Here is a 19,735-nt window from a genome sequence, read left to right on the forward strand (position 1 = left end):
CCACCATGAAACGATTACTGGCGCTGCTGCTGGTCAGCACGGGCAGTTTCGCCGCCGGACAACTGGATTTAAAGGCTAATGAACAGCCGGTTACCGTGCAGCGCAACGCCGCGGCGATTGCGAAAATCCCGGCGAATTATCGCTTTGTCGAACCGGGGACATTAACCGTGGCGATCTCGGCGCTTAACTCACCGCCACTGGCGCTGGTCGCCAGCGATAATCGCACACGCATCGGCAGCGATCCGGATATCGCCCGTTTACTGGCGCAAAGCCTCGGTTTAAAGCTCAGGCTGGTGCCAACCGCATGGGAAGACTGGCCGCTGGGTATTACTTCCGGGCGTTATGATGTCGCGCTGGTGAATATCGCGGTTACCGAAGCGCGCAAACAGAAGTTTGACTTCGCCACCTACCGCGCGGATTCACTGGCGTTTTCGGTGAAATCCTCCAGCGCAATTCAGGCGATCCGCTCCGCAGGCGATCTCGCCGGGCGTAAAGTGATTGTTGGTTCCGGCACCAATCAGGAGCGTATTTTGCTGCGCTGGAATGAAGAGAACCAGGCCGCCGGTCGCCCGTTAGCGCAGCCGGTTTATCTGACAGATGACGCCTCGGGGAATTTGTATATTCAGTCCGGTCGCGCGGATGTGGTGTTTGGCCCGCAGTCCGTCGCGGCCTACAAAGCGGCGCTTAACGGCAACACGAAAGTCGTCGGCCTGGGGCCGAAAAAAGCGTGGGTCGCAACCACCACGAAAAAAGGGAACGGCCTTGTGTATGCCTTGCAGGCGGCGCTGGATGGCGCAATCGCGCGCGGTGAATATCAACAGGTGCTGGCGCGCTGGGGAGAGCAGGGGGAAGCGGTTGAACATTCGCAGGTCAACCCACCGGGGATCACTTACGATTAAACAAAAAACGCTGTTCCGCCGGGAGTACAACTTGCGGAACAGCGTGGCGCATCGGGTCGCCAGTTTCAGGCTGTGGTCGGCGTAAGCGTAATTCGCGCCAGCGAACCAACAATAAACAGGTACGAGAAGAGACCAATCAGCCCCATTGAGCCGACATAGAGGATCGCGTAATCAAAGGAATGGGTATTGGCGAGGATCACACCAATCACCAGCGGTGTAACAATGCTCGCCAGATTGCCGCACATATTGAACACGCCACCGGCTATTCCCAGCACCTCTTTTGGCGACGTATCGCTGAGCACGCACCAGCCAAGGTTGCCAAACCCTTTGGCGAAGAACGCCACGCTCATGGCTGCAATCACCACCACTTCTGAATCGGTGTAATTAGCGAGCACAATCACGCAGGAGAGCAGCATGCCGCAGATAACGGGGAATTTACGCGCGGTGGTCAGGCTGTAGCCGCGCGTCAGCAGCCAGTCGGATACTACGCCGCCCAGCAGGCCGCCGATAAACCCGGCAATAGCCGGAATGCTGGCGACAAAGCCCACTTTTAAAATCGACATCCCTTTGGCCTGATAAAGGTAGGTGGGAAACCAGGTGAGAAAAAACCAGGTAATTGACGTCACGCAGAACTGACCAATATAAACGCCGATCATCATGCGATTCACGCAGACACTTTTTAGGTGCGCGAAACTGATTTTCGCCGGTCCTTTTTTACTGCCTAATTCCGGCTCGCCGCCGCCATCACGAATATAATCAATCTCCTGCTGGTTAATCTCTTTATGGGATAACGGGTCACGCACTTTAATTAACCAGAATATCCCCAGCACTACGCCAGTCGCGCCAATATAATAGAAAACATAATGCCAACTCAGGGTGTGCAAAATAATCGTCATCAGCGGAGTGATAATACCTAACGAAATATATTGCGCAGCCTGGTAAACCGCCGTGACGAAACCACGCTCTTTATCAGGAAACCACTGCACGCTAAGACGGCTGTTGGCCGGGAAGGCGGGCGCTTCAATGGCCCCCATCATCAGGCGCAGCACAACCAGCACAATAAGCGGGCTGGCATAGAGATAAATCGTACCCTGAAACATCGTGACGATTGACCAGCCAATCAACGCCGCCCCATAAACTAACCGTGAACCATATTTGTCCAGCAGCCAGCCGCCGGGAATTTGCATTACCACATAGGAGATACCAAATACGGAAAATGCGAGACCTAACGCTTCGGGATCAAAACCTAACTCTTTACTCATTATTGGCGCGACAACCGAAAGCGTCGCGCGGTCGGCATAATTAAATACCGTAGCAAGAAATAAAAATAACAGAATGCCGTAACGCACATTGGTGCGTTTAATTATTGTATTCATCACAACTCCTTTAACAGGGTTGAATGTCGAGTGTAGGGTACAAAAAAGACGGAAGGGGCCTCCCGTCCGGAATCGATGATTATGGGCGTTTACCGAATTCGCAGCTTTGCTGAGTCCAGGCGCGTGCCTGTTCGCTCAGCGTGAAGCCCAGACCGTGGCGGTCGGAGACATACATCCGGCCATCGCGCAGTTCAAGCTGTTCGTTAAACAGCGGATTGAGCCATTCGAAGTGCTCCAGCCACGGCTCCAGCGGGTAGGCGGCAGACAGGTGCAAATGCACTTCCATGGCAAAATGCGGTGCCAGCTTGCGGTTGTGTCTGGCCGCCAGATCCATGATTTTCAGGAACGGCGAGATCCCGCCAACGCGCGGTGCGTCCGGCTGCACAAAATCGCTGGCGTTGCCGAGGATCAGTTGTTCGTGTTCGCGAAAACTGGTGAGCATCTCGCCGGTGGCGATCGGCGTATCCAGCGCGGCCGCAAGCTGGGCGTGGCCTTCAACGTCGTAGGCATCGAGCGGCTCTTCAATCCAGATAAGGTTAAATTTTTCCATCTGGCGTCCCATACGAATCGCCGTTTCGCGATCCCATTGCTGGTTGGCATCCACCATCAGCGGGAAGTCATCGCCCAGCGCTTCGCGCACGGCGGTGAGACGACGAATGTCCTCTTTGGTGTCCGGCTGGCCGACTTTAATTTTGATACCGCCGATGCCATTTTCACGCGAAATAATGACGTTTTTCAGCACCTGATCCAGCGGGGTATGCAGAAAACCGCCCGAGGTGTTGTAGCACTGCACGGAATCTCGGTGCGCGCCGAGCAGCTTCGCCAGCGGTAAACCGGCGCGTTTGGCTTTCATATCCCACAGCGCAATATCGATAGGGGAGATGGCCTGCACCGCCATCCCGCTGCGCCCCACGGAGGCACCCGCCCACAGCAGCCTGGTGTAAATCTTGTCGATATCGTTGGGATCTTCACCGAGCAGGTTATCGGCAATCTCTCTGGCATGGGCGTAAATCCCCTGGCCGCCGGCGCGTTTGGAGTAACTAAAACCGACGCCTTCGAAACCGTCGCGGCTGCGGATTTCGGCAATAATAATCGCCACTTCTGTCAGCGGTTTTTGCCGCCCGGTCAGCACTTTCGCATCACTGACCGGTGTCGCCAGCGGTAAAAAGGCGAGGGAGAGTTTTACCCACTCGATACGGTCGCCGGTTTCAGCTGCGGTTTTGACACCGGAGGCGCGGGCGTAGGTTACGGCATCGGAATTAGCACTTACGGTCATGGTTTTGCTCCTGTGAACAACAATAATGTTTGCGCTAACATTTGTAGAACGACAGGAAAACATTCACCAGAAAAAGGAGGGAATTTTGTACAACCGATCACAAACCCGGCGCTAAAAAGGGGGGTATTGCTACCTTAATCACATTTCCCCGTTGATGAGATCGCCTCACGCAATAAAATGATAGCGATAACATTTACAGGATGGTATGCGAGTTAACTCACTGATTTATGAGGGCAGACAGGCAATGAAAGAAGAAAGGGGTATAATACAAACACTGAAACTAATCATCGCCAATAACCGTCTGGTTCTCTGTGAGTGAACATGTCGAAAACCGCCCGTCCTGTACTACCGCGCGCGCCCACGCTGGAAGATGTTGCCCGTGCTGCGGGGCTTTCCTCAATGACCGTAAGTCGGGCGCTTAACACGCCGCAACTGGTACGCCCGAAAACGGTGGAAAAAGTGCTCGCCGCCGTTAAAGCAACGGGTTATATCCCGAACGCGCTGGCCGGTGGCCTGGCATCGCGGCGCAGTAAATTGATTGCCGTGGTCGTCCCGCAGATCAACAACAATATGTTTGTCGATACGATTCAGGCCATCAGCGATGAACTGGCGATGCGCGGCTACCATATGCTGCTGTGTGTCGCCGGTTATACCCAGCAAACCGAAGCGGAGCTGGTCGCTGCGCTGTTGTCGCGCCGCCCGGATGGCATTGTGCTGACCGGTATTCACCACTCAACCGATTTGAAAAAGGTGATCCTCAACGCCAGTGTGCCGGTAGTGGAAATCTGGGATTTAACGCCCACACCGCTCGATATGCTGGTCGGCTTTTCGCATGAAAAAGTGGGGCAGGCTACCGCAGAGTATCTGTTGCGCAAAGGGTATCGCCGTCCGGGGTTGCTGTGGACGGTGGATAAACGCGCCTCACAGCGTAAAGCCGGGCTGTGTGAAGCGCTGGTGCGGCATGGCATTACCGATCCGCTCAGTGTGGATGTGGCGCTGCCGGCACGATTTACCTCAGGGCGCGAAGGGTTATCGCAGTTGCTGGCGCTGGGTGAGTCCGATGTCATTGTTTGCAGCTCCGACACGCTGGCGCAGGGGGCTATTGTCGAGGCGCAGGCGCGTGGCATGCGCGTACCGCAGGATCTGGCGTTCATTGGTTTTGGCGATCTCGATTTCGCCGCCGGGAATAATCCAGCCATCACCACGGTGAGCGTCGACAGGAAAATCATCGGCCAGCGCGCGGCAACCCTGCTGATGGAACGCATCGAAGGAACACGTTCCGGGGAGGAGATCGTGGATATCGGTTTTCATTTTATTGAACGGGAATCAGCGTGATCTCATGAGAATTAACGTTATTGGCACCAGCGGCAGCGGAAAATCGACGCTGGCAAAACGTCTGGCCAGCCAGCTCAATGTGCCTTATATCGAAATGGATCTGCTTTACTGGCGCCCCAACTGGCAGGGGACGCCGGATGAAGAGTTGTATGCGCGCCTGGAAAAATTGCTCGAACAACCCGGCTGGGTGCTTGATGGCAACTATAACCGCAGCCGCGATATTAAATGGCGGCACGTTGATCTGGTGGTATGGGTCGATTACGGATTCTGGCGCACGTTGCGCCAGGTGACGCTGCGCGCTATTGCGCGCGCCAGAAGCCAACAGGAGTTATGGCCGGGAACCGGCAATCGCGAAAGCCTGCGTCGTGTTTTTTTGAGCCGCGAGTCGATCATCCTCTGGTCGTTAAAGACCTGGCGCAAAAACCGCGAACGTTATGCGCAGGATATGGCCGATCCGCGCTATCAGCATCTGCGCTTTGTCCGCCTTACCACGCCGCAACAAGTTGACGAATTTCTCGCCAGTCTGACCTAAGCTTAAGGCTCATCCTGAACATAAGGAGCCCTTATGATTACGGTTTATGGTGTTCCCGGCTGGGGATCGGCCATCAGCGAAGTGATGCTGACGCTGGCCGAGATCCCTTATCGCTTCGTCAATGTTGATGGCTTCGACAAACCTGGCCCACAGCAAGATACCCTGCGCAAATTAAACCCGTTGTGCCAGGTGCCAACGTTGCAACTGGACGATGGCAGCGTGATGACGGAATCCGCCGCCGTGGCGCTGATGATCCTCGACCAGCGCCCGGATTTCGCGCCCGCCGCAGGCACCGCGCAACGGCAGCAGTTCTGGCGGCTGCTGGTATGGCTCGTCGCGAATGTCTATCCCACTTTTACCTACGCCGATTACCCGGAACGCTGGGCAGCGGATGCGCCGGAGCAATTAGTAGCAAATTGCCAGAAGTACCGTAAATCGCTCTATCTGTGGCTCGACACACAATTGCACGCGGCACCGTACGCTTTTGGCCAACAACTGACGCTGCTGGATATTTATCTTTGCGTCATGCGCACATGGGGGCCGCGTCATGCGTGGTTCGCCGGGCACACGCCAAATATTACCGCCATCGCGGATGCGGTATGTCAGTTACCGCAATTACAGACTGTACTGCGAAATAATGAAATTATCCGTTAACCGCTTATTTCGGATTATTTTAATATTCTTAGTATCTCGCATAAGTTGAAGCGGTATATAAAAGTGGGGCGAGGAAAAAATAATTTGAAATCGCCCCATTTATATGAGACAACATTTGGCGAATTTTCGTGGTTGACGCAATATTGGATCTCTATAGCAAAATCGGAATAGTAATTTAACAGGGTGAAAATGATGGAGTATATTCATTCGTATTTGAAAGGTGGTTCATGGTTTACGCTTGGCGACAGCATAACAGAACGGGGATGGTATCAACCTATCGTCGCAGAGAATTTAGGGCTGGCGCAATGGACAAACTACGGAATTGGTGGAACCTGTATCGCACAAAAAAATGAGCAAGATAATTCAGCCATCTGTTTACGTTATAAAACCATGGGGGAAAATCCTGATCTTATTACTATCTGGGGCGGTGGCAACGATTTCGGTTTTAACTTCGGCTCGGAAGGCGGCACTGAAATAGGCGATAAACACGATAAAACGTCACTGACTTTTTATGGCGCAATGGATCTACTGCTTACTGGGGTCATAAAAAAATATCCGTTGGCCAGAGTAGGGTTTGTTGTTACGACACCTGTTTCAATTGCGCGTGGTCATGGACAAAAAAATGCCAAAGGATATTATCTGGCCGATTATTGCAACGTGAGTAGAGAAAAGTGTGAGGAATATTCCATACCTTATCTCGACCTGCAAAAAAACTCCGGCTTCAACGAACTCAATATGGATATTATGACCAGTAATACAGCTGGCGTGATTCCCGATGGTTTGCACCCTTCAAAATTAGGCATGGAAAGGCTGGCGACTAAGATTACGCACTTTATCTTATCGCTGTAGGAGAGGTGGCTATGAGAATTGCAACCATCGACCTTCTCAAGATACTCGCGATCTTTCTTGTCATCCTGGCGCACGTGACGTTGTTTTTTCTGAATCGCGACGAAAGCGATGTCGTGTTGTGCTTTTTCAGACAGGCGGGGCTATCTGGTGTTGCCCTTTTTTTTATCTGTAGCGGCTATTTTTTATTAAATAACAAACACGAAAATCAAGCGAACTATGTTATTGCCAAGATTAAAAGCATCGTTGGCGTATTGATTTTCTGGTTACTCTTTTATTACGCCTATGACACCTGGTGGATAAGCCGATTTACCGACGTGCCGGAAATAAATCTTCTTAATTACCTGAATGTCAGCAAAGCCACTACAGAAGCAACGCCACTCTGGTTTATATTTGCCATTATTCCGCTGTACATTTTTACGCCTTTAATGCGCCATGCATTTAAGAAAGAGCGCGCGGGTGAAATTCTGAAAGTAGTTGTGTTAATGGTAATTATCGCCAATCTGACATTAATCAATGCATGGACGGAAGCCAGTTTCCATTTCTCGCTATTTGCATTTAACTTGCTTATTCCCTTTCAACCGGAAGGGCTGATCTGTTTTTTAATTGGCGGCTATCTCGGGCTGGTTAAACCAGCGCTCAGACCATTCTCCGTGGCGCATATTATGACGTTAATAATGGCGATTGCCGCATTGTTAATATTGGCCTTCATTTCGTCCAGCGCGGGGATCGCCATCTTTTATGGCAAGTTTTATAACTTATTATTACTTATCACATCGGTCGGTTTGTTTTTATTTGTGGTTAACCTGAATATTAACGCCTTGCCGCGCTGGGTGAGTAATGTGAGTGACAGTGTGTTAGGAATTTACCTTGTTCATAACATTTTTGTGGTGGAAGTACATAGCGTGTTTATTCATGAAAAGCTGTTAGGAAGCATCCCGGGGGCGAAGAGTTATCTTTATATCATTGCTTACTCCTTGCTGGCTTTTATCCTTGCATATGGCCTCTGTGCGTTGCTGAAAAGATCAAAGATAGCTGCCAGAATTGTCACACTTTGATAACCTGAATGCGGCGCAATGAGCAGTAACTTGTGCTACTGTCACTCTCTTTATAAAACAAGGAGTTTGCTATGCCGCACGTTGATATCAAATGTTTTCCACGCGATCTGACTGAGGAGCAAAAAACCGCACTGGCGAGCGATATCGCTGAGGTAATTATTCGCCATTTGAACAGCAAAGATAGCGCTGTCAGCGTCGCCCTTAACGAAGTCACGCCGGACGACTGGAAAGCGCAGGTGTGGGACACCGACATTGCGCCGCATATCGACACGCTTATCAAGAAGCCTGGCTATTCACTGTAAATTTCCTGTCGCCTGCGCCTGTTGCGCGGGCTTTTTTTTTACCAATAAGTAAAAAAAGATCCTGTTTTTTTTGAACAACCGCCCGAAATATATAATACGCAGCATTCTGATTGTGAATGTAAGCACATCACTTTTTTCATTATTTTCGCTTTCAGAAAATTCATATTTGCGCGTTCTTAAATACAACTCTAGAGTTTTTATTATCTGGCTTGGATTAAAGAATAGAGCAATATAATTTTCACGGAAAGCGCTGGTTGGATTAATTGCGGCAGCAACGCACTAAACAAGGAACGTCATTCATGAAGCCATCTCGTTCTTTCATATTATTATTGCCCTTGTTTGCAGCACTGCCGTTACAGGCCACAGAACCCGCTGCGGAATCACAAAACTGGTATCCCTCTGTTTATGGTGAAAATGACGAAACAGGTGCCGCCAACTTGCTCACGCCTGAGGGTGTTTTACAAGCTATTCGCCTTGTAAAACAGGGCGTTGTGGTGCCGCTGTCGGTAGCGGTTGATAAGAATTTCCCGGCGTTTCAACACTGTTGTTTTCATCTCTACAATATTCAACCCGACCAGCAGGATGGGAATACACATGGCCCGAATACATCCACCTTTAGTGACGAACAGGTTAATGCACGGACAGGCGTGGGCACGCTGTTAAATGATATTGGCCATATCGACATTAATAATATCTATTACAACGGTAATAAAGCGGCCGATTTTGTCACTATCGATGGGGTTAAAAAATTAGGTATTGAAAAAGTCCCGCCGATGGTAACGCGAGGTGTGGTATTAGATATGACCGCTTTTTATCAACAAAAGATTGTTCCCGGCGGTACAGAGTTTAGCGTCGCGGATATTCAGTCGGTATTAAAAAACCAGGGATTAACCCTCAAGAAGGGCGATATCGTTTTATTCAATACCGGATGGCTGGAACTTGTTGGTAAAGACAATAAACAGTTTCTGGAAAAGGAGCCTGGCATTGGCATGGAAGCAGCAAAATGGCTGGCGGACCAGCAGATCGTCGCGTTTGGCGGTGATACCTGGGCGTCTGAAGTGTATCCAAACCCGGCAACTAAGGAGGAATTCCCGATCAATCACTATCTGTTAGCGAAGCGGGGTATCTACAACCTGGAGTTGATCGATACACGTCCACTGGTCAGCAAGCAAGTTTGGGAATTCTTGTTCGTCCTTGGCCAACCGCTGTACACCGGTTCAACACAGGTCAACATCAACCCTGTGGCGATTTATTAGTGGTTTGTTGTTAGCGCTACCCTGAAGTGATTTTCATTTTTAGTAAAACATTGTTCTGTGGAGCGGCTCGAATTTCATTTGCCGGGTTAATGTTACATAAGCATCTTTGACATGGAGATGATTATGTTCCGGAAACTCAGTTCACTGACATTCGCGCTGCTCCTTTTTTCGCACCCTTCCGTTGCCGCACCAGAGCATTTTCCCGTCTGGCCGCAAGGCGATGCGCCAGGCGCCCAAAGTAGCCCGGTCAGTTTTGTATTAACCGAGCGCAGTACAGATCCTGCGCTTCCCGACCGCGCCGTAACCGGCATTAGAGCGCCGCAAATCACCGTTTACAAACCGCAAAAACCCAACGGTATCGCCATCCTCGTGATCCCGGGTGGTTCCTATAAACGCGTAGTGCTGGATAAAGAGGGCAGTGATTTAGCCGCGCCATTCAATGCGCGCGGTTACACCTTGTTTGTAATGACCTACCGCATGCCGGAAGATGGTCACGCCGAAGGTTCAAACGCACCGCTGGCGGATGCACAACGTGCTTTGCGCACCTTGCGCGCGCAGGCAGGATCACGCCATCTCAATGCGAAAAAAATCGGTGTAATGGGTTTCTCCGCAGGCGGGCACGTGGCGGCAAGTCTGGAAACGCGCTATGACGAGAAGGTGTACACACCGGTGGACGACATTGATAACCAGCACGCACGGCCAGATTTTGTTGTGCTGGGTTACCCGGTGATTTCAATGGATCAGTCGATTGCCCATCCCGGCTCACGCAAAGCGCTGATTGGTGAAACGCCAACGGCGGAGCAGATTAAACACTACTCGCCGGAACAGAATGTCACCGCGCAAACACCACCAACCTTTTTGCTGCATGCCGTGGACGATCCTTCGGTGCCGGTGGCCAACTCGCTGGTGATGTTCAACGCGCTGCACGCGCATCATGTGCTCACTGAATTACATCTGTTCAGCAAGGGGCAACATGGGTTTGGCGTACGCGGTGTAAAACACCTGCCGGCAGCGGTCTGGCCAGAACTGGCGATGAACTGGATCGAGGTGCTGCCTGAGTAAATGCTTCGTTATTCGCCAGCGGTAATGCGCTTGCCGCTGGTGACGAACGTGCCGCCGCCAAGATGATGAATGGTGTTCAGCTTATCGTCATCAAAGTGCCAGCGCCCGTTGATAAACGCACGTTCATCGGCGGCGGCGGAAACCACTTCGCCAAACAGCGTGTCATATTTTTCCTGCGCGGCGGTCGGCGGAAGCAAACGGCATTCCATCCACGCCAGGCATTTCTCTTCGATCACCGGCAGGCCGAGCACCGGCCCGGCGAAAGCGGGAATGCCATAGCAATTAAACTTATCTTCATCGCGACCGGTGACGCTGCCGACCGCGTAACTCCAGTTCGTTGCCGCAACACCTGGCACCACAATGCCAAACATGCCGCTGTGTTCAATCAACTCGCGCGACCAGGCACTTTTATCCACCACTATCGCAATTCGCGGCGGGGAAAATTCCACCGGCATTGACCACGCCGCCGCCATGATATTGCGCCGGTCGATCTGCTCATCGCGGCTGGTAATCAGAATGGTCGGACCGTGGTTTAGCAGGCGGCTGGCATGTTCTAACGCCACCGGACGGAAATAGCTCATAGCGGTTCCTCTGTGCAAACGTTTCTGCCATTAAATGGCCGAACAGGCGGCAAAATCAAGACGTGGCGCATTATCCGGTGCTTCTGGCCACCACAATCTGGCCGCGGCCTTGCTCTTTCGCCAGGTAGAGCGCCAGGTCGGCTGCCCGGACCAGATTATCCGCGCGCGCGTGGCGCGGCCATGTCGCCAGCCCAATGGAAACCGATACCGGGCCAATATCCTGTGATTCATACAGCATGTGATGATTGAGGACATTATGCAGCAGCGTCTCAGCCACTTTTTTCGCCTGCACTTCATCCGCACCGGGCAGCACAAGCAGGAACTCTTCGCCGCCATAACGGAACGCAACACTGTTGTCATCCAGCGTTTCGGTGATCAACCGTGACAGCTCACGCAGCACTTTGTCACCCGCGTCGTGGCCGTACTGGTCGTTGAGTTTCTTGAAATAATCCACGTCGACCATCAGACAGCTCAGCGTCGTGCCTTCCACCATCGCCTGGTCGAGCATATTGCGCAGCGTCTCATCCAGGCTGTGGCGGTTGAGCAGGCCGGTCAACGAATCATGCATGGCGCGTTCCGTCAGCGTATCGCGCAGGATCTGATTGGCCAGCGCCAGGGCCAGCGTTTCTGCCAGCAGCTCAAGGTAGATATAGGGCGGCTCTTTGCCCGGCGTGTAATTATCGAAAGTGAGCAAACCAATGCTTTTATTCTGCGCATTAAGCGGCACACAAATCGCGCGTGACGCGAGCTCTGGCTTGATATGTTCACAGGGCATATCAACGCCACCTTTGGCGGGACTATGCAACTGCCCGCGTTTCAGTGCCCAGCAATGTTCGGCCGGGAAGGGGGCGTCTTCGCCCGGCGGCAAACCCCAGCGCGCCACGCACTTCATGCGCTTAGTGCGGGGATTAAGTACAAACAACCGTCCACCCATATCCGGGATAATTTGTGGCGCAAAGCGGCTGACCACGCGAAAAATCGCGCTATGGGAATCACACCCCTGAAGTCGTTGCGTCATTCGCGCCAGCAACGTGCGCGTGGCCCACTCCGCGTCGCGCTCCTGTTCCAGCCGCTGCCGGGTCAGGCCGTTTTCGCGAAATATGCGAATGGCCTGCGCCATATCGCCAATTTCATCCACCTGCGCCAGTACCGGCGCTTCCACATTGTAATCCTGGGTCGCGAGGCGGTTAACCACATCACTCAGCGTCACCACCGGGCGCAAAATGCGGTGTTTGATAATAAAACCAAGCACAAACAGGAACAGCAGCGCCGTCAGCCCGACCATAATTTCTGATAACGTGCGTAAACGTAAAGAGCGATCGGTTGCTTCGCTTATCGCGCTCTGGACACGCTGATCCGACAAGCTGCGGAAGTGGGCGAAACGGTACTCCGCTTCGGAAAGTCGCTCTTCATAGCTGGCGCTGTACAACAGATTCATCGCCTCGTCCGTTTTCCCGGCTTCGATATCGGCGATGGCGATGCGCTGCTCATCTTCGAGTTGGTCCAGCGTCGACAGCCCATCGCGCAGGATCAGTAACTCTTCATCGGAAGCACCACGGTCACGCAGGGCGACCAGATGATTTTCCAGAGCGATATCCTGCTGCTGGCGGGTTTTCCAGCTTTGAATCACTTCCGGCTGCTTCTTGATCACCGCTTCACGCGCCAGTTCAGTTAACGCATAAGCCTCTTTTTCCAGATCGTCCGTCAACGTATCGAAAACGCGATTTTGCGCCACGGCGTCACGCTCGGCGCGTTCCGCATTCGACGCCATAAACAGCGCCACGCCGGAGGTCAGCGTTAATACCACGGTCGCGGTATAAGCAAAATTGGTGATCGTAGCGATGCGCACGGGGGATCCTTTTCGACGTGAGTGCGGGAATATGCCTATCAGTTTAGACATTCAGTTAAAAATCAATGCGCAATATTGACGTCATTTCTTCGTCATATTCGCTGCCTATAGTCAGCCGCAATCAAATCCCAAAGAGGATAACAATATGTTTGCTCCCCTGACTTTTGTGCAGGTGGATGCGCCCCGTCGGATGAAGACCGCGGGTACGTCACGACTTTCTGTTACGGGAGGGCGTGAATGAGCGCATTCACAGACATCCGCTTACAAGGCGTTTCCTACGCCTTTGGCGCACATACCGTTCTTAATCACATCGATTTACATATTCAACCTGGCAGCATTGTCGCGCTGCTCGGCCCGTCTGGCTGCGGCAAAAGCACGTTGCTGCGCTTGCTGGCAGGGCTGAGTGAACCGGCGGAAGGTGAGATCTGGTTTGGCGATCGCCTGGTGGCGAAAGCGGGCTGGACGCTGCCGCCGGAAGCGCGCGATATCGGCATGGTATTTCAGGATTACGCGCTGTGGCCGCATATGAGCGTGGCGCAAAACGTCGCTTTCCCGCTGAAAATGCGCAACGTGCCGCGCGCAGAGCGCGAACAGCGCGTGTCGCAGGCGCTAGAAAGGGTTGGGCTGGCGGAATTTGCCGGGCGCAAACCGGCAGGCCTTTCCGGCGGGCAGCAGCAGCGCGTCGCGCTGGCACGCGCCATTGTCGCCGAACCCGGCGTCCTGCTGTTTGACGAGCCGCTCTCCAATCTCGACACCGCGCTGCGCGAATCCTTATGCCTTGAGATGGCACGACTGCTGCGCCAGCTCGGCACCACCGCCGTGTATGTCACTCATGACCACCGCGAAGCACAGCTTCTTGCCGACCGCATTGTGCATTTAGCGTCCGGGACCGTTGAATCTGTACGAACCGTTACTTCAACCTCAGGGGAAATTGCATGAAAGCCTTACTGTCCGTGAAAAAAGGAGTCGCTTTAGCCATGGTGCTGTCGTCGATGATGATCTCCAGCGCGCACGCGCTGACTGTTTACACCGCAGGTCCTGGCTCGCTGGCAAAAAGCCTGGCCAGCGGCTTTGAGCAAAAAACCGGCGTTAAAGTGAATATTTTCCAGGCCACTACCGGCAAAGTGATGGCGCGGCTGGAAGCCGAGCAGGCCAATCCGCAGGCCGACATTCTGATTTCTGCCTCGTGGGATACCGCCGAAGATCTGCATCATCGCGGCTGGCTGCTGCCGTTTACCAGTGCCAATGCCCAAAATGTCCCGCAGACACTGAAAAGCGCCGACTATGTGGCGCAGGGCATCTCCGCGCTGGGGATTGTCTGGAACACCAAGAGCGGCACCCCGGAGCCGAAAGAGTGGAACGATCTGACATCTCCTGACTTTAAAGACAAAGTGACTACGCCGGATCCGTCACTTTCCGGCGCCTCGCTTGATCTGCTGATCGGTCTGCAAAATGGCATGGGCGACCGCGCATGGCAGTTGTTCGGGGCGCTGAAAAAGAACGGCATGGTGGTGAGCGGCCCGAACGCCCAGGCGGTAACGCCGGTGATGCAAGGGGCGAAAGCGGCGGTGTTTGGCGCGGTCGACTATGTCACCTATGGCAATATCGCGCAGGGCGAATCGCTGAAAGTGATCTTCCCGGCCAGCGGCACCGTCATCGCGCCGCGCCCGATGATGATCCTCAAAACCACCCAACACGCTGACGACGCTAAAGCGTTTATCGATTATGTGCTGTCGCCGGAAGGGCAGAAAATGGTCGCCGACGCCTGGCTGATGCCTGCCCGCACGGACGTGGAAGCGAAACGACCGCTGTTTACCGAACTGAAAGTGCTGCCAACCCAGAGCAGCGGCACCAGTGAACGTGGCGAGGTTCTGAAGCGCTTTAACGCGCTCTTTGCTCAGTAATCCTTTCGATCTTTGCGGGGGCAACCCCGCTTTCAGGATACCCGTTGTGAACCAGAGATTGATTGCGCAAGCGACGCTGGCGCTGCTGCTGATACTGGTGGCGCTGCCGTTGCTGTTTATTGTGTTGCAGGCGGTATTTCCGCACTTTAGCGCCGGGAAATTCAGTGGCGCATTTACCGCCATTCCCGCCTTATTGTCAGAGCCGCAACTGCCGGCCATGTTCGGCGGGACACTACAGATAGCCTGCGGTGTGGCGCTTTGCAGCGCACTGATTGGTTTGCCGCTTGGCGTCGCGCGCGGGTTATTTAATTTACCGTGGCCGAAACTGTGGGATCTGCTGTTTTTGATCCCGTTCTTAACTCCGCCCTATATTGCCGCGCTGTCGTGGATGCTGGTGCTGCAAACCCAGGGCTACCTGATGCAGCTCACCGGGCTGGATCTCAACAATCTGCTGTTTAGCAAGAGCGGCATCATTCTGGTGATGACGCTGAATATCTTCCCGGTGGTGTACTTTGCCGTATCGCGCAGTTTGCTCGCCAGCGGGCAGCGCCTGGCACAAGTCGCCCGCGTTCATGGCGCCACGCCGTGGCGCGCATTTTGCCATATCACCTTGCCGTTACTTTCCCCGGCGCTGGCGGCAGGTATGTTGCTGGCCTTTACACTGGCGGTGGAAGAGTATGGCGTGCCCGCCGCGCTGGGTACCCGTTCCGGCGTGGTGATGCTGACGGTCGGTATCGAAGAGAAACTCGCCGACTGGCCGATCGATTTGCCCGGCGCGGCGCTGCTGTCGGTAGTGCTGATCGCCATTGCGCTGTGCGGATGGTGGCTGCAACGCAAACTGACCGGCGATAAAGACGTCACTAGTGTTTCCGGGAAACCGACCGAGCTTGTCGGGGCGAAACTCGGTTTTGCCACTTTACCGGTGCTGCTGGTGATGGCGGCGGTCGGTTTTCTCGCCGTGGTGCTACCGGGGTTATCGATGGCGTTCACCGGCTTTAGCTCTACGCTTTCCGGCGGCGTGTCGCTGGATAATCTCACCATGAAGCATTTTGCGGCGCTGTTCGAACAGCGCGGTGATGCGCTACCCGCGCTGGGCACCAGTTTATCGCTGGCATTCGGCGCGGCGCTGATTACCGGCGCGCTGGGCTTGTGCGCCGCCTGGCTGGTGGTGATGCAGAAGATAAAAGGGCGCACGGTAATTGATGCGCTATCGCTGATGCCAGCCGCGCTGCCCGGCGTGGTGGTTGGTGTTGGGTTGATATTGCTGTGGAACCGCAGCTTCTGGCCGATTTCGCCCTACAACAGCTGGGCAATTTTGCTTATCTCTTACTGTTGCCTGCTGCTGCCGTGGCCGGTGCGTTATATCGGCAGCGCCATGCGTCAGCTAGGCGGCAACCTGGAGCCTGCCGCCCGGGTTCACGGTGCCAGCGCGTTCCAGGCACTGCGTCTGATTGTGCTACCGCTGATTTTCCCGGCGATGCTCGCCTCCATGTTAATGGTGTTCGCCATTGCCTCGCGCGAGCTGGTCACCTCGCTGTTGCTGGCACCGGCGGGTACACAAACCGTGGCGGTATTTATCTGGCGGCAATTCGAGCAAGGCTCAGTAGGTCAGGGGATGGCGATGGCGACACTGACGCTGCTCACCGGGCTGGTGTTGATGCTCACCGCGCTCGGCATTATGCAGCGCAGCACAAAGGGATAAATCGAGGGCACGAAATCGACGGTAACGCGAAAAAAATGCGCTATAACAACGGGACACCATTCGCAAGGAGCCTGTATGACCCCTTTTTTGACCGCTTATCTGGCCCGTATTGGCTGGGAGCAAACGCCCGATGTCTCACTGGAAACGCTGCGGGCGCTGCATTTACATCACAACGGCGCTATCCCTTTTGAAAACCTCGATGTGGTACTGCCGCGCGAAATTGAACTGAGCGATGAGGCGATTTTCCATAAACTGGTGGTTGCCCGTCGCGGTGGCTACTGTTTTGAGCAGAACGGGCTATTTGAGCGCGTGCTGAAAGAGGTGGGTTTTACGGTGCGCAGCCTGTTAGGACGGGTGGTGATTGCTAATCCACACCAGATGCCACCGCGCACGCACCGTATTTTGCTGGTGCAGATTGCGGGCGAGCCGTGGATCGGCGATGTCGGATTTGGCGGGCAGACACTGACCGCGCCAATCCGCTTACAGGAGGATATTGAGCAGGCCACGCCGCATGGCGTCTACCGCTTGCAGCGCAAGGGGGAAGACTGGGTGCTCCAGTTCCGTCACCACGAACGCTGGCAGTCGATGTATCAGTTTGAGATGGGGCAGCAGTACCAGGCCGATTTCGTGATGGGGAATTTTCACTCCGCACACTGGCCGGCATCCCATTTTCGCCATCACTTGCTGATGTGCCGCCATCTGCCGGACGGCGTAAAACTGACGTTAACCAACTTCCATTTTACCCACTGGAAAAACGGTCAGGTGCTGGAAGAGGTGACCTTTGCGGATGTTCCGGCACTGTATGACGCGCTGCAACAGCGCTTTGGGCTTGGTGTGAACGATGCACAGTATGGCTTTAGCCTGCAACAGCTGGAAACGGTGATGGCCGGTTTCGATTTGCACGGCGAAAAAGTTTAACGGAGTTCGTTGTCAATCATGACGGCCAGATGGCGATTGAAGGCAGCTTCATCGACATCTGGCATGCCCAGCATGCAAATCCCGTCCAGCCCGCAGACCAGCGCCATCAGGCGCCAGGCAATGTTTGCCGACGTATCGGTATCCGTAAATTCACCTGCCGCACGGCCTTGCTCAATCAGTTGCACCACTTTGACGTGCCACATCTCCATGGTCAGCAGGTACGCGCCTTTGAATTCCGGCTCTTTACTCGCCAGCAGTAACGCTTCACGCCACAAATGCACATAAGGTTCGAGACCGCCTTCATCGCTGCCCAGCATCGCGTGCAACTGCTCGCGCCATGGCGCGGTTGCGGGTACCACTTCCACCTCCAGCAGTTCCGCAATCAGGCGGATAAACGCCTCGGCTTTTAATGCATTCGCCGAGGTGAAATGGTGGTGGACCTGGCCGGTGGCGACCCCGGCTTCGCTTGCCACGCGGCGAACGGTCATGGCGGAAAAACCTTCCGCCAGCGCTACGCGCATCGCGGCTTTCAGGATCACCTCCCGGCGATCATCCTTGTTCAGATAGCGCATAAAACCTCGGTTAAATAGAGCGTCAACGGAGTTTAACAAAAAACTGGACATGCGTTCAACTTTACGTAGGATCGCGATTCTGGACATCTGTCCAGGAATGAAAAACGATGGAGAGGAGTATGTTTCGTCAGTGGTTAACGCTGGTCATCATTGTGCTGGTTTATATTCCGGTCGCGATTGATGCGACGGTGCTGCATGTTGCCGCGCCCACACTGAGCGCGGAGTTAAATGCCAGCGGAAATGCGCTGTTATGGATAATTGATATTTACTCGCTGGTGATGGCCGGTATGGTGCTGCCAATGGGCGCGCTGGGCGACAGAATTGGTTTTAAGCGGCTGCTGCTTGTCGGTAGCGGTCTGTTTGGCGCGGCCTCGTTACTGGCGGCCTTTGCCGCGAGCGCCAGTTGGCTGATTGCCACGCGCGCGCTGTTAGCTGTGGGCGCAGCGATGATCGTGCCGGCAACCCTTGCCGGGATCCGTAATACCTTCTCGCAGGCACAGCAACGCAATACGGCGCTCGGCGTCTGGGCGGCAATTGGTTCCGGCGGCGCGGCGTTCGGCCCATTAATTGGCGGTATGTTACTGGAGCATTTCTACTGGGGGTCGGTATTTTTAATTAACGTGCCGATCGTCATTGTCGTGATGGCGCTGACCGCACGCTTTGTACCGCGCCAGCAGGGCCGCGCCGATCAGCCGTTACACCTGAACCAGGCGTTGAGCTTAATTGTCGCCATCTTACTGCTGGTGTGGAGTGCCAAAACGGCAATGAAAGGCACGCTTCCGCTGTGGATCGTAGCGAGCACGTTACTGGTTGGTGCCACCTTGCTGACCGGATTTGTCCGCATTCAGCTGGCCGCCAGCACGCCGATGATCGATATGCGTCTGTTTACGCATCGCGTCATTTTGAGCGGTGTCTTGATGGCGATCACCGCGATGGTCACGCTGGTCGGTTTTGAACTGCTGATGGCGCAGGAGCTGCAATTTGTCCACGGTTTCACGCCATTTGCCGCCGGGGTGTTTATGCTGCCGGTGATGCTGGCAAGCGGGTTTAGCGGGCCGATTGCCGGGGTTCTGGTGTCAAAACTGGGCTTACGCCGCGTCGCCGCAGGCGGAATGGCGCTCAGCGCGCTGAGTTTTCTTGGTCTTTCCGCGACCAATTTTGCCACCCAGCCGTGGCAGGCCGGAGTATTGATGGCGCTGCTCGGTTTCAGTGCGGCGAGCGCGTTACTGGCTTCAACGGCGGCGATTATGGCCGCTGCGCCCAAAGAGAAAGCGGCAGCCGCCGGGGCGATAGAAGCGATGTCTTACGAGCTGGGTGCCGGACTGGGCATTGCCGTGTTTGGGCTGATTTTGAGCCGCAGTTTCTCCGCCTCGATCCAGCTTCCGCAGGGGTTAAGCAGCGAGACCGCCTCGCAGGCTTCATCCTCCATTGGCGAAGCATTCCGCCTGGCGCAGGAAGCACCACCCGCACTTGCTGAAGGGATCATCTCGGCGGCGAAAACGGCGTTTACCGGTTCGCACAGCATTGCACTGAGCACCGCCAGCGCACTGTTAATGCTGCTGGCGGTAGGGATCTGGTTTAGCCTGGCGCGAGTGGAAAAAGCGTAGCGTTTG

General features: G+C 54.4%; 19 protein-coding genes. 14 read left to right on the top strand and 5 right to left on the bottom strand.

Translation table 11 applies throughout. The annotated features are described in order from the left end of the window. Positions 1-5 precede the first annotated feature (5 nt). A complete protein-coding gene (locus AAIG26_RS02585; protein ID WP_343179559.1) occupies positions 6-899 on the top strand; it encodes a transporter substrate-binding domain-containing protein in 894 nt (297 codons plus the stop codon). 65 nt (positions 900-964) lie between these two features. Here AAIG26_RS02585 and AAIG26_RS02590 read toward each other — a convergent pair whose 3' ends face one another. Further along, positions 965-2,275 (bottom strand): MFS transporter, encoded by a 1,311-nt coding sequence (locus AAIG26_RS02590; RefSeq protein WP_343179560.1) that lies wholly within the window; start codon positions 2,273-2,275, stop codon positions 965-967. A gap of 79 nt (positions 2,276-2,354) precedes the next feature. Then, complete coding sequence (locus AAIG26_RS02595) at positions 2,355-3,551, bottom strand: L-talarate/galactarate dehydratase (protein WP_343179562.1); 1,197 nt, start codon at positions 3,549-3,551, stop codon at positions 2,355-2,357. A gap of 321 nt (positions 3,552-3,872) precedes the next feature. Here AAIG26_RS02595 and AAIG26_RS02600 point away from each other — a divergent pair, with 321 nt between their 5' ends. From AAIG26_RS02600 to AAIG26_RS02635, 8 genes are all read left to right on the top strand, one after another. Continuing rightward, on the top strand, positions 3,873-4,886 hold the full coding sequence (locus AAIG26_RS02600; protein ID WP_343179563.1) for a LacI family DNA-binding transcriptional regulator: 1,014 nt from the start codon (positions 3,873-3,875) through the stop codon (positions 4,884-4,886). A 4-nt stretch (positions 4,887-4,890) separates the two neighbouring features. After that, positions 4,891-5,418: an AAA family ATPase gene (locus AAIG26_RS02605; protein WP_016496026.1), complete on the top strand. Its 528-nt coding sequence runs from the start codon at positions 4,891-4,893 to the stop codon at positions 5,416-5,418. A 33-nt stretch (positions 5,419-5,451) separates the two neighbouring features. Continuing rightward, complete coding sequence (locus AAIG26_RS02610; protein WP_343179565.1) at positions 5,452-6,072, top strand: glutathione S-transferase family protein; 621 nt, start codon at positions 5,452-5,454, stop codon at positions 6,070-6,072. Between the two features lie 189 nt (positions 6,073-6,261). Beyond that, positions 6,262-6,921 (top strand): SGNH/GDSL hydrolase family protein, encoded by a 660-nt coding sequence (locus AAIG26_RS02615; RefSeq protein ID WP_233500374.1) that lies wholly within the window; start codon positions 6,262-6,264, stop codon positions 6,919-6,921. Positions 6,922-6,932: 11 nt separating this feature from the next. Further along, complete coding sequence (locus AAIG26_RS02620) at positions 6,933-7,976, top strand: acyltransferase (protein WP_343179567.1); 1,044 nt, start codon at positions 6,933-6,935, stop codon at positions 7,974-7,976. A 71-nt stretch (positions 7,977-8,047) separates the two neighbouring features. Next, on the top strand, positions 8,048-8,278 hold the full coding sequence (gene pptA, locus AAIG26_RS02625) for a tautomerase PptA (RefSeq protein ID WP_016496030.1): 231 nt from the start codon (positions 8,048-8,050) through the stop codon (positions 8,276-8,278). A gap of 299 nt (positions 8,279-8,577) precedes the next feature. Continuing rightward, complete coding sequence (locus AAIG26_RS02630) at positions 8,578-9,534, top strand: cyclase family protein (RefSeq protein ID WP_343179569.1); 957 nt, start codon at positions 8,578-8,580, stop codon at positions 9,532-9,534. Between the two features lie 123 nt (positions 9,535-9,657). Continuing rightward, on the top strand, positions 9,658-10,596 hold the full coding sequence (locus AAIG26_RS02635) for an alpha/beta hydrolase (RefSeq protein WP_343179570.1): 939 nt from the start codon (positions 9,658-9,660) through the stop codon (positions 10,594-10,596). An 8-nt stretch (positions 10,597-10,604) separates the two neighbouring features. Here AAIG26_RS02635 and AAIG26_RS02640 read toward each other — a convergent pair whose 3' ends face one another. Both AAIG26_RS02640 and AAIG26_RS02645 read right to left on the bottom strand, forming a co-directional pair. Beyond that, on the bottom strand, positions 10,605-11,177 hold the full coding sequence (locus AAIG26_RS02640) for a flavin reductase family protein (RefSeq protein WP_016496033.1): 573 nt from the start codon (positions 11,175-11,177) through the stop codon (positions 10,605-10,607). A gap of 70 nt (positions 11,178-11,247) precedes the next feature. Beyond that, complete coding sequence (locus AAIG26_RS02645) at positions 11,248-13,026, bottom strand: sensor domain-containing diguanylate cyclase (protein ID WP_097406712.1); 1,779 nt, start codon at positions 13,024-13,026, stop codon at positions 11,248-11,250. Between the two features lie 237 nt (positions 13,027-13,263). Between AAIG26_RS02645 and AAIG26_RS02650 the strand changes: the two genes are divergently transcribed. From AAIG26_RS02650 to nhoA, 4 genes are all read left to right on the top strand, one after another. Further along, positions 13,264-13,965: an ABC transporter ATP-binding protein gene (locus AAIG26_RS02650; protein ID WP_016496035.1), complete on the top strand. Its 702-nt coding sequence runs from the start codon at positions 13,264-13,266 to the stop codon at positions 13,963-13,965. Beyond that, complete coding sequence (locus AAIG26_RS02655) at positions 13,962-14,930, top strand: ABC transporter substrate-binding protein (RefSeq protein WP_045508334.1); 969 nt, start codon at positions 13,962-13,964, stop codon at positions 14,928-14,930. Before AAIG26_RS02650 ends, AAIG26_RS02655 begins: the two co-directional genes overlap by 4 nt. 46 nt (positions 14,931-14,976) lie before the next feature. Continuing rightward, positions 14,977-16,632 carry an iron ABC transporter permease gene (locus tag AAIG26_RS02660; protein ID WP_343179571.1) on the top strand — a complete coding sequence of 552 codons (1,656 nt, stop codon included), beginning with the start codon at positions 14,977-14,979 and terminating at the stop codon, positions 16,630-16,632. 75 nt (positions 16,633-16,707) lie between these two features. After that, a complete protein-coding gene (nhoA, locus tag AAIG26_RS02665; protein ID WP_343179572.1) occupies positions 16,708-17,550 on the top strand; it encodes an N-hydroxyarylamine O-acetyltransferase in 843 nt (280 codons plus the stop codon). Here nhoA and AAIG26_RS02670 read toward each other — a convergent pair. Next, positions 17,547-18,122: a TetR family transcriptional regulator gene (locus tag AAIG26_RS02670; protein ID WP_343179573.1), complete on the bottom strand. Its 576-nt coding sequence runs from the start codon at positions 18,120-18,122 to the stop codon at positions 17,547-17,549. The genes nhoA and AAIG26_RS02670 overlap by 4 nt on opposite strands. Positions 18,123-18,241: 119 nt before the next feature. Here AAIG26_RS02670 and AAIG26_RS02675 point away from each other — a divergent pair, with 119 nt between their 5' ends. Next, positions 18,242-19,729: a SmvA family efflux MFS transporter gene (locus tag AAIG26_RS02675; RefSeq protein ID WP_343179574.1), complete on the top strand. Its 1,488-nt coding sequence runs from the start codon at positions 18,242-18,244 to the stop codon at positions 19,727-19,729. Positions 19,730-19,735: the final 6 nt, after the last annotated feature.

Source organism: Kosakonia sp. PSU_27, assembly GCF_039409795.1.
Taxonomy (GTDB): domain Bacteria; phylum Pseudomonadota; class Gammaproteobacteria; order Enterobacterales; family Enterobacteriaceae; genus Kosakonia.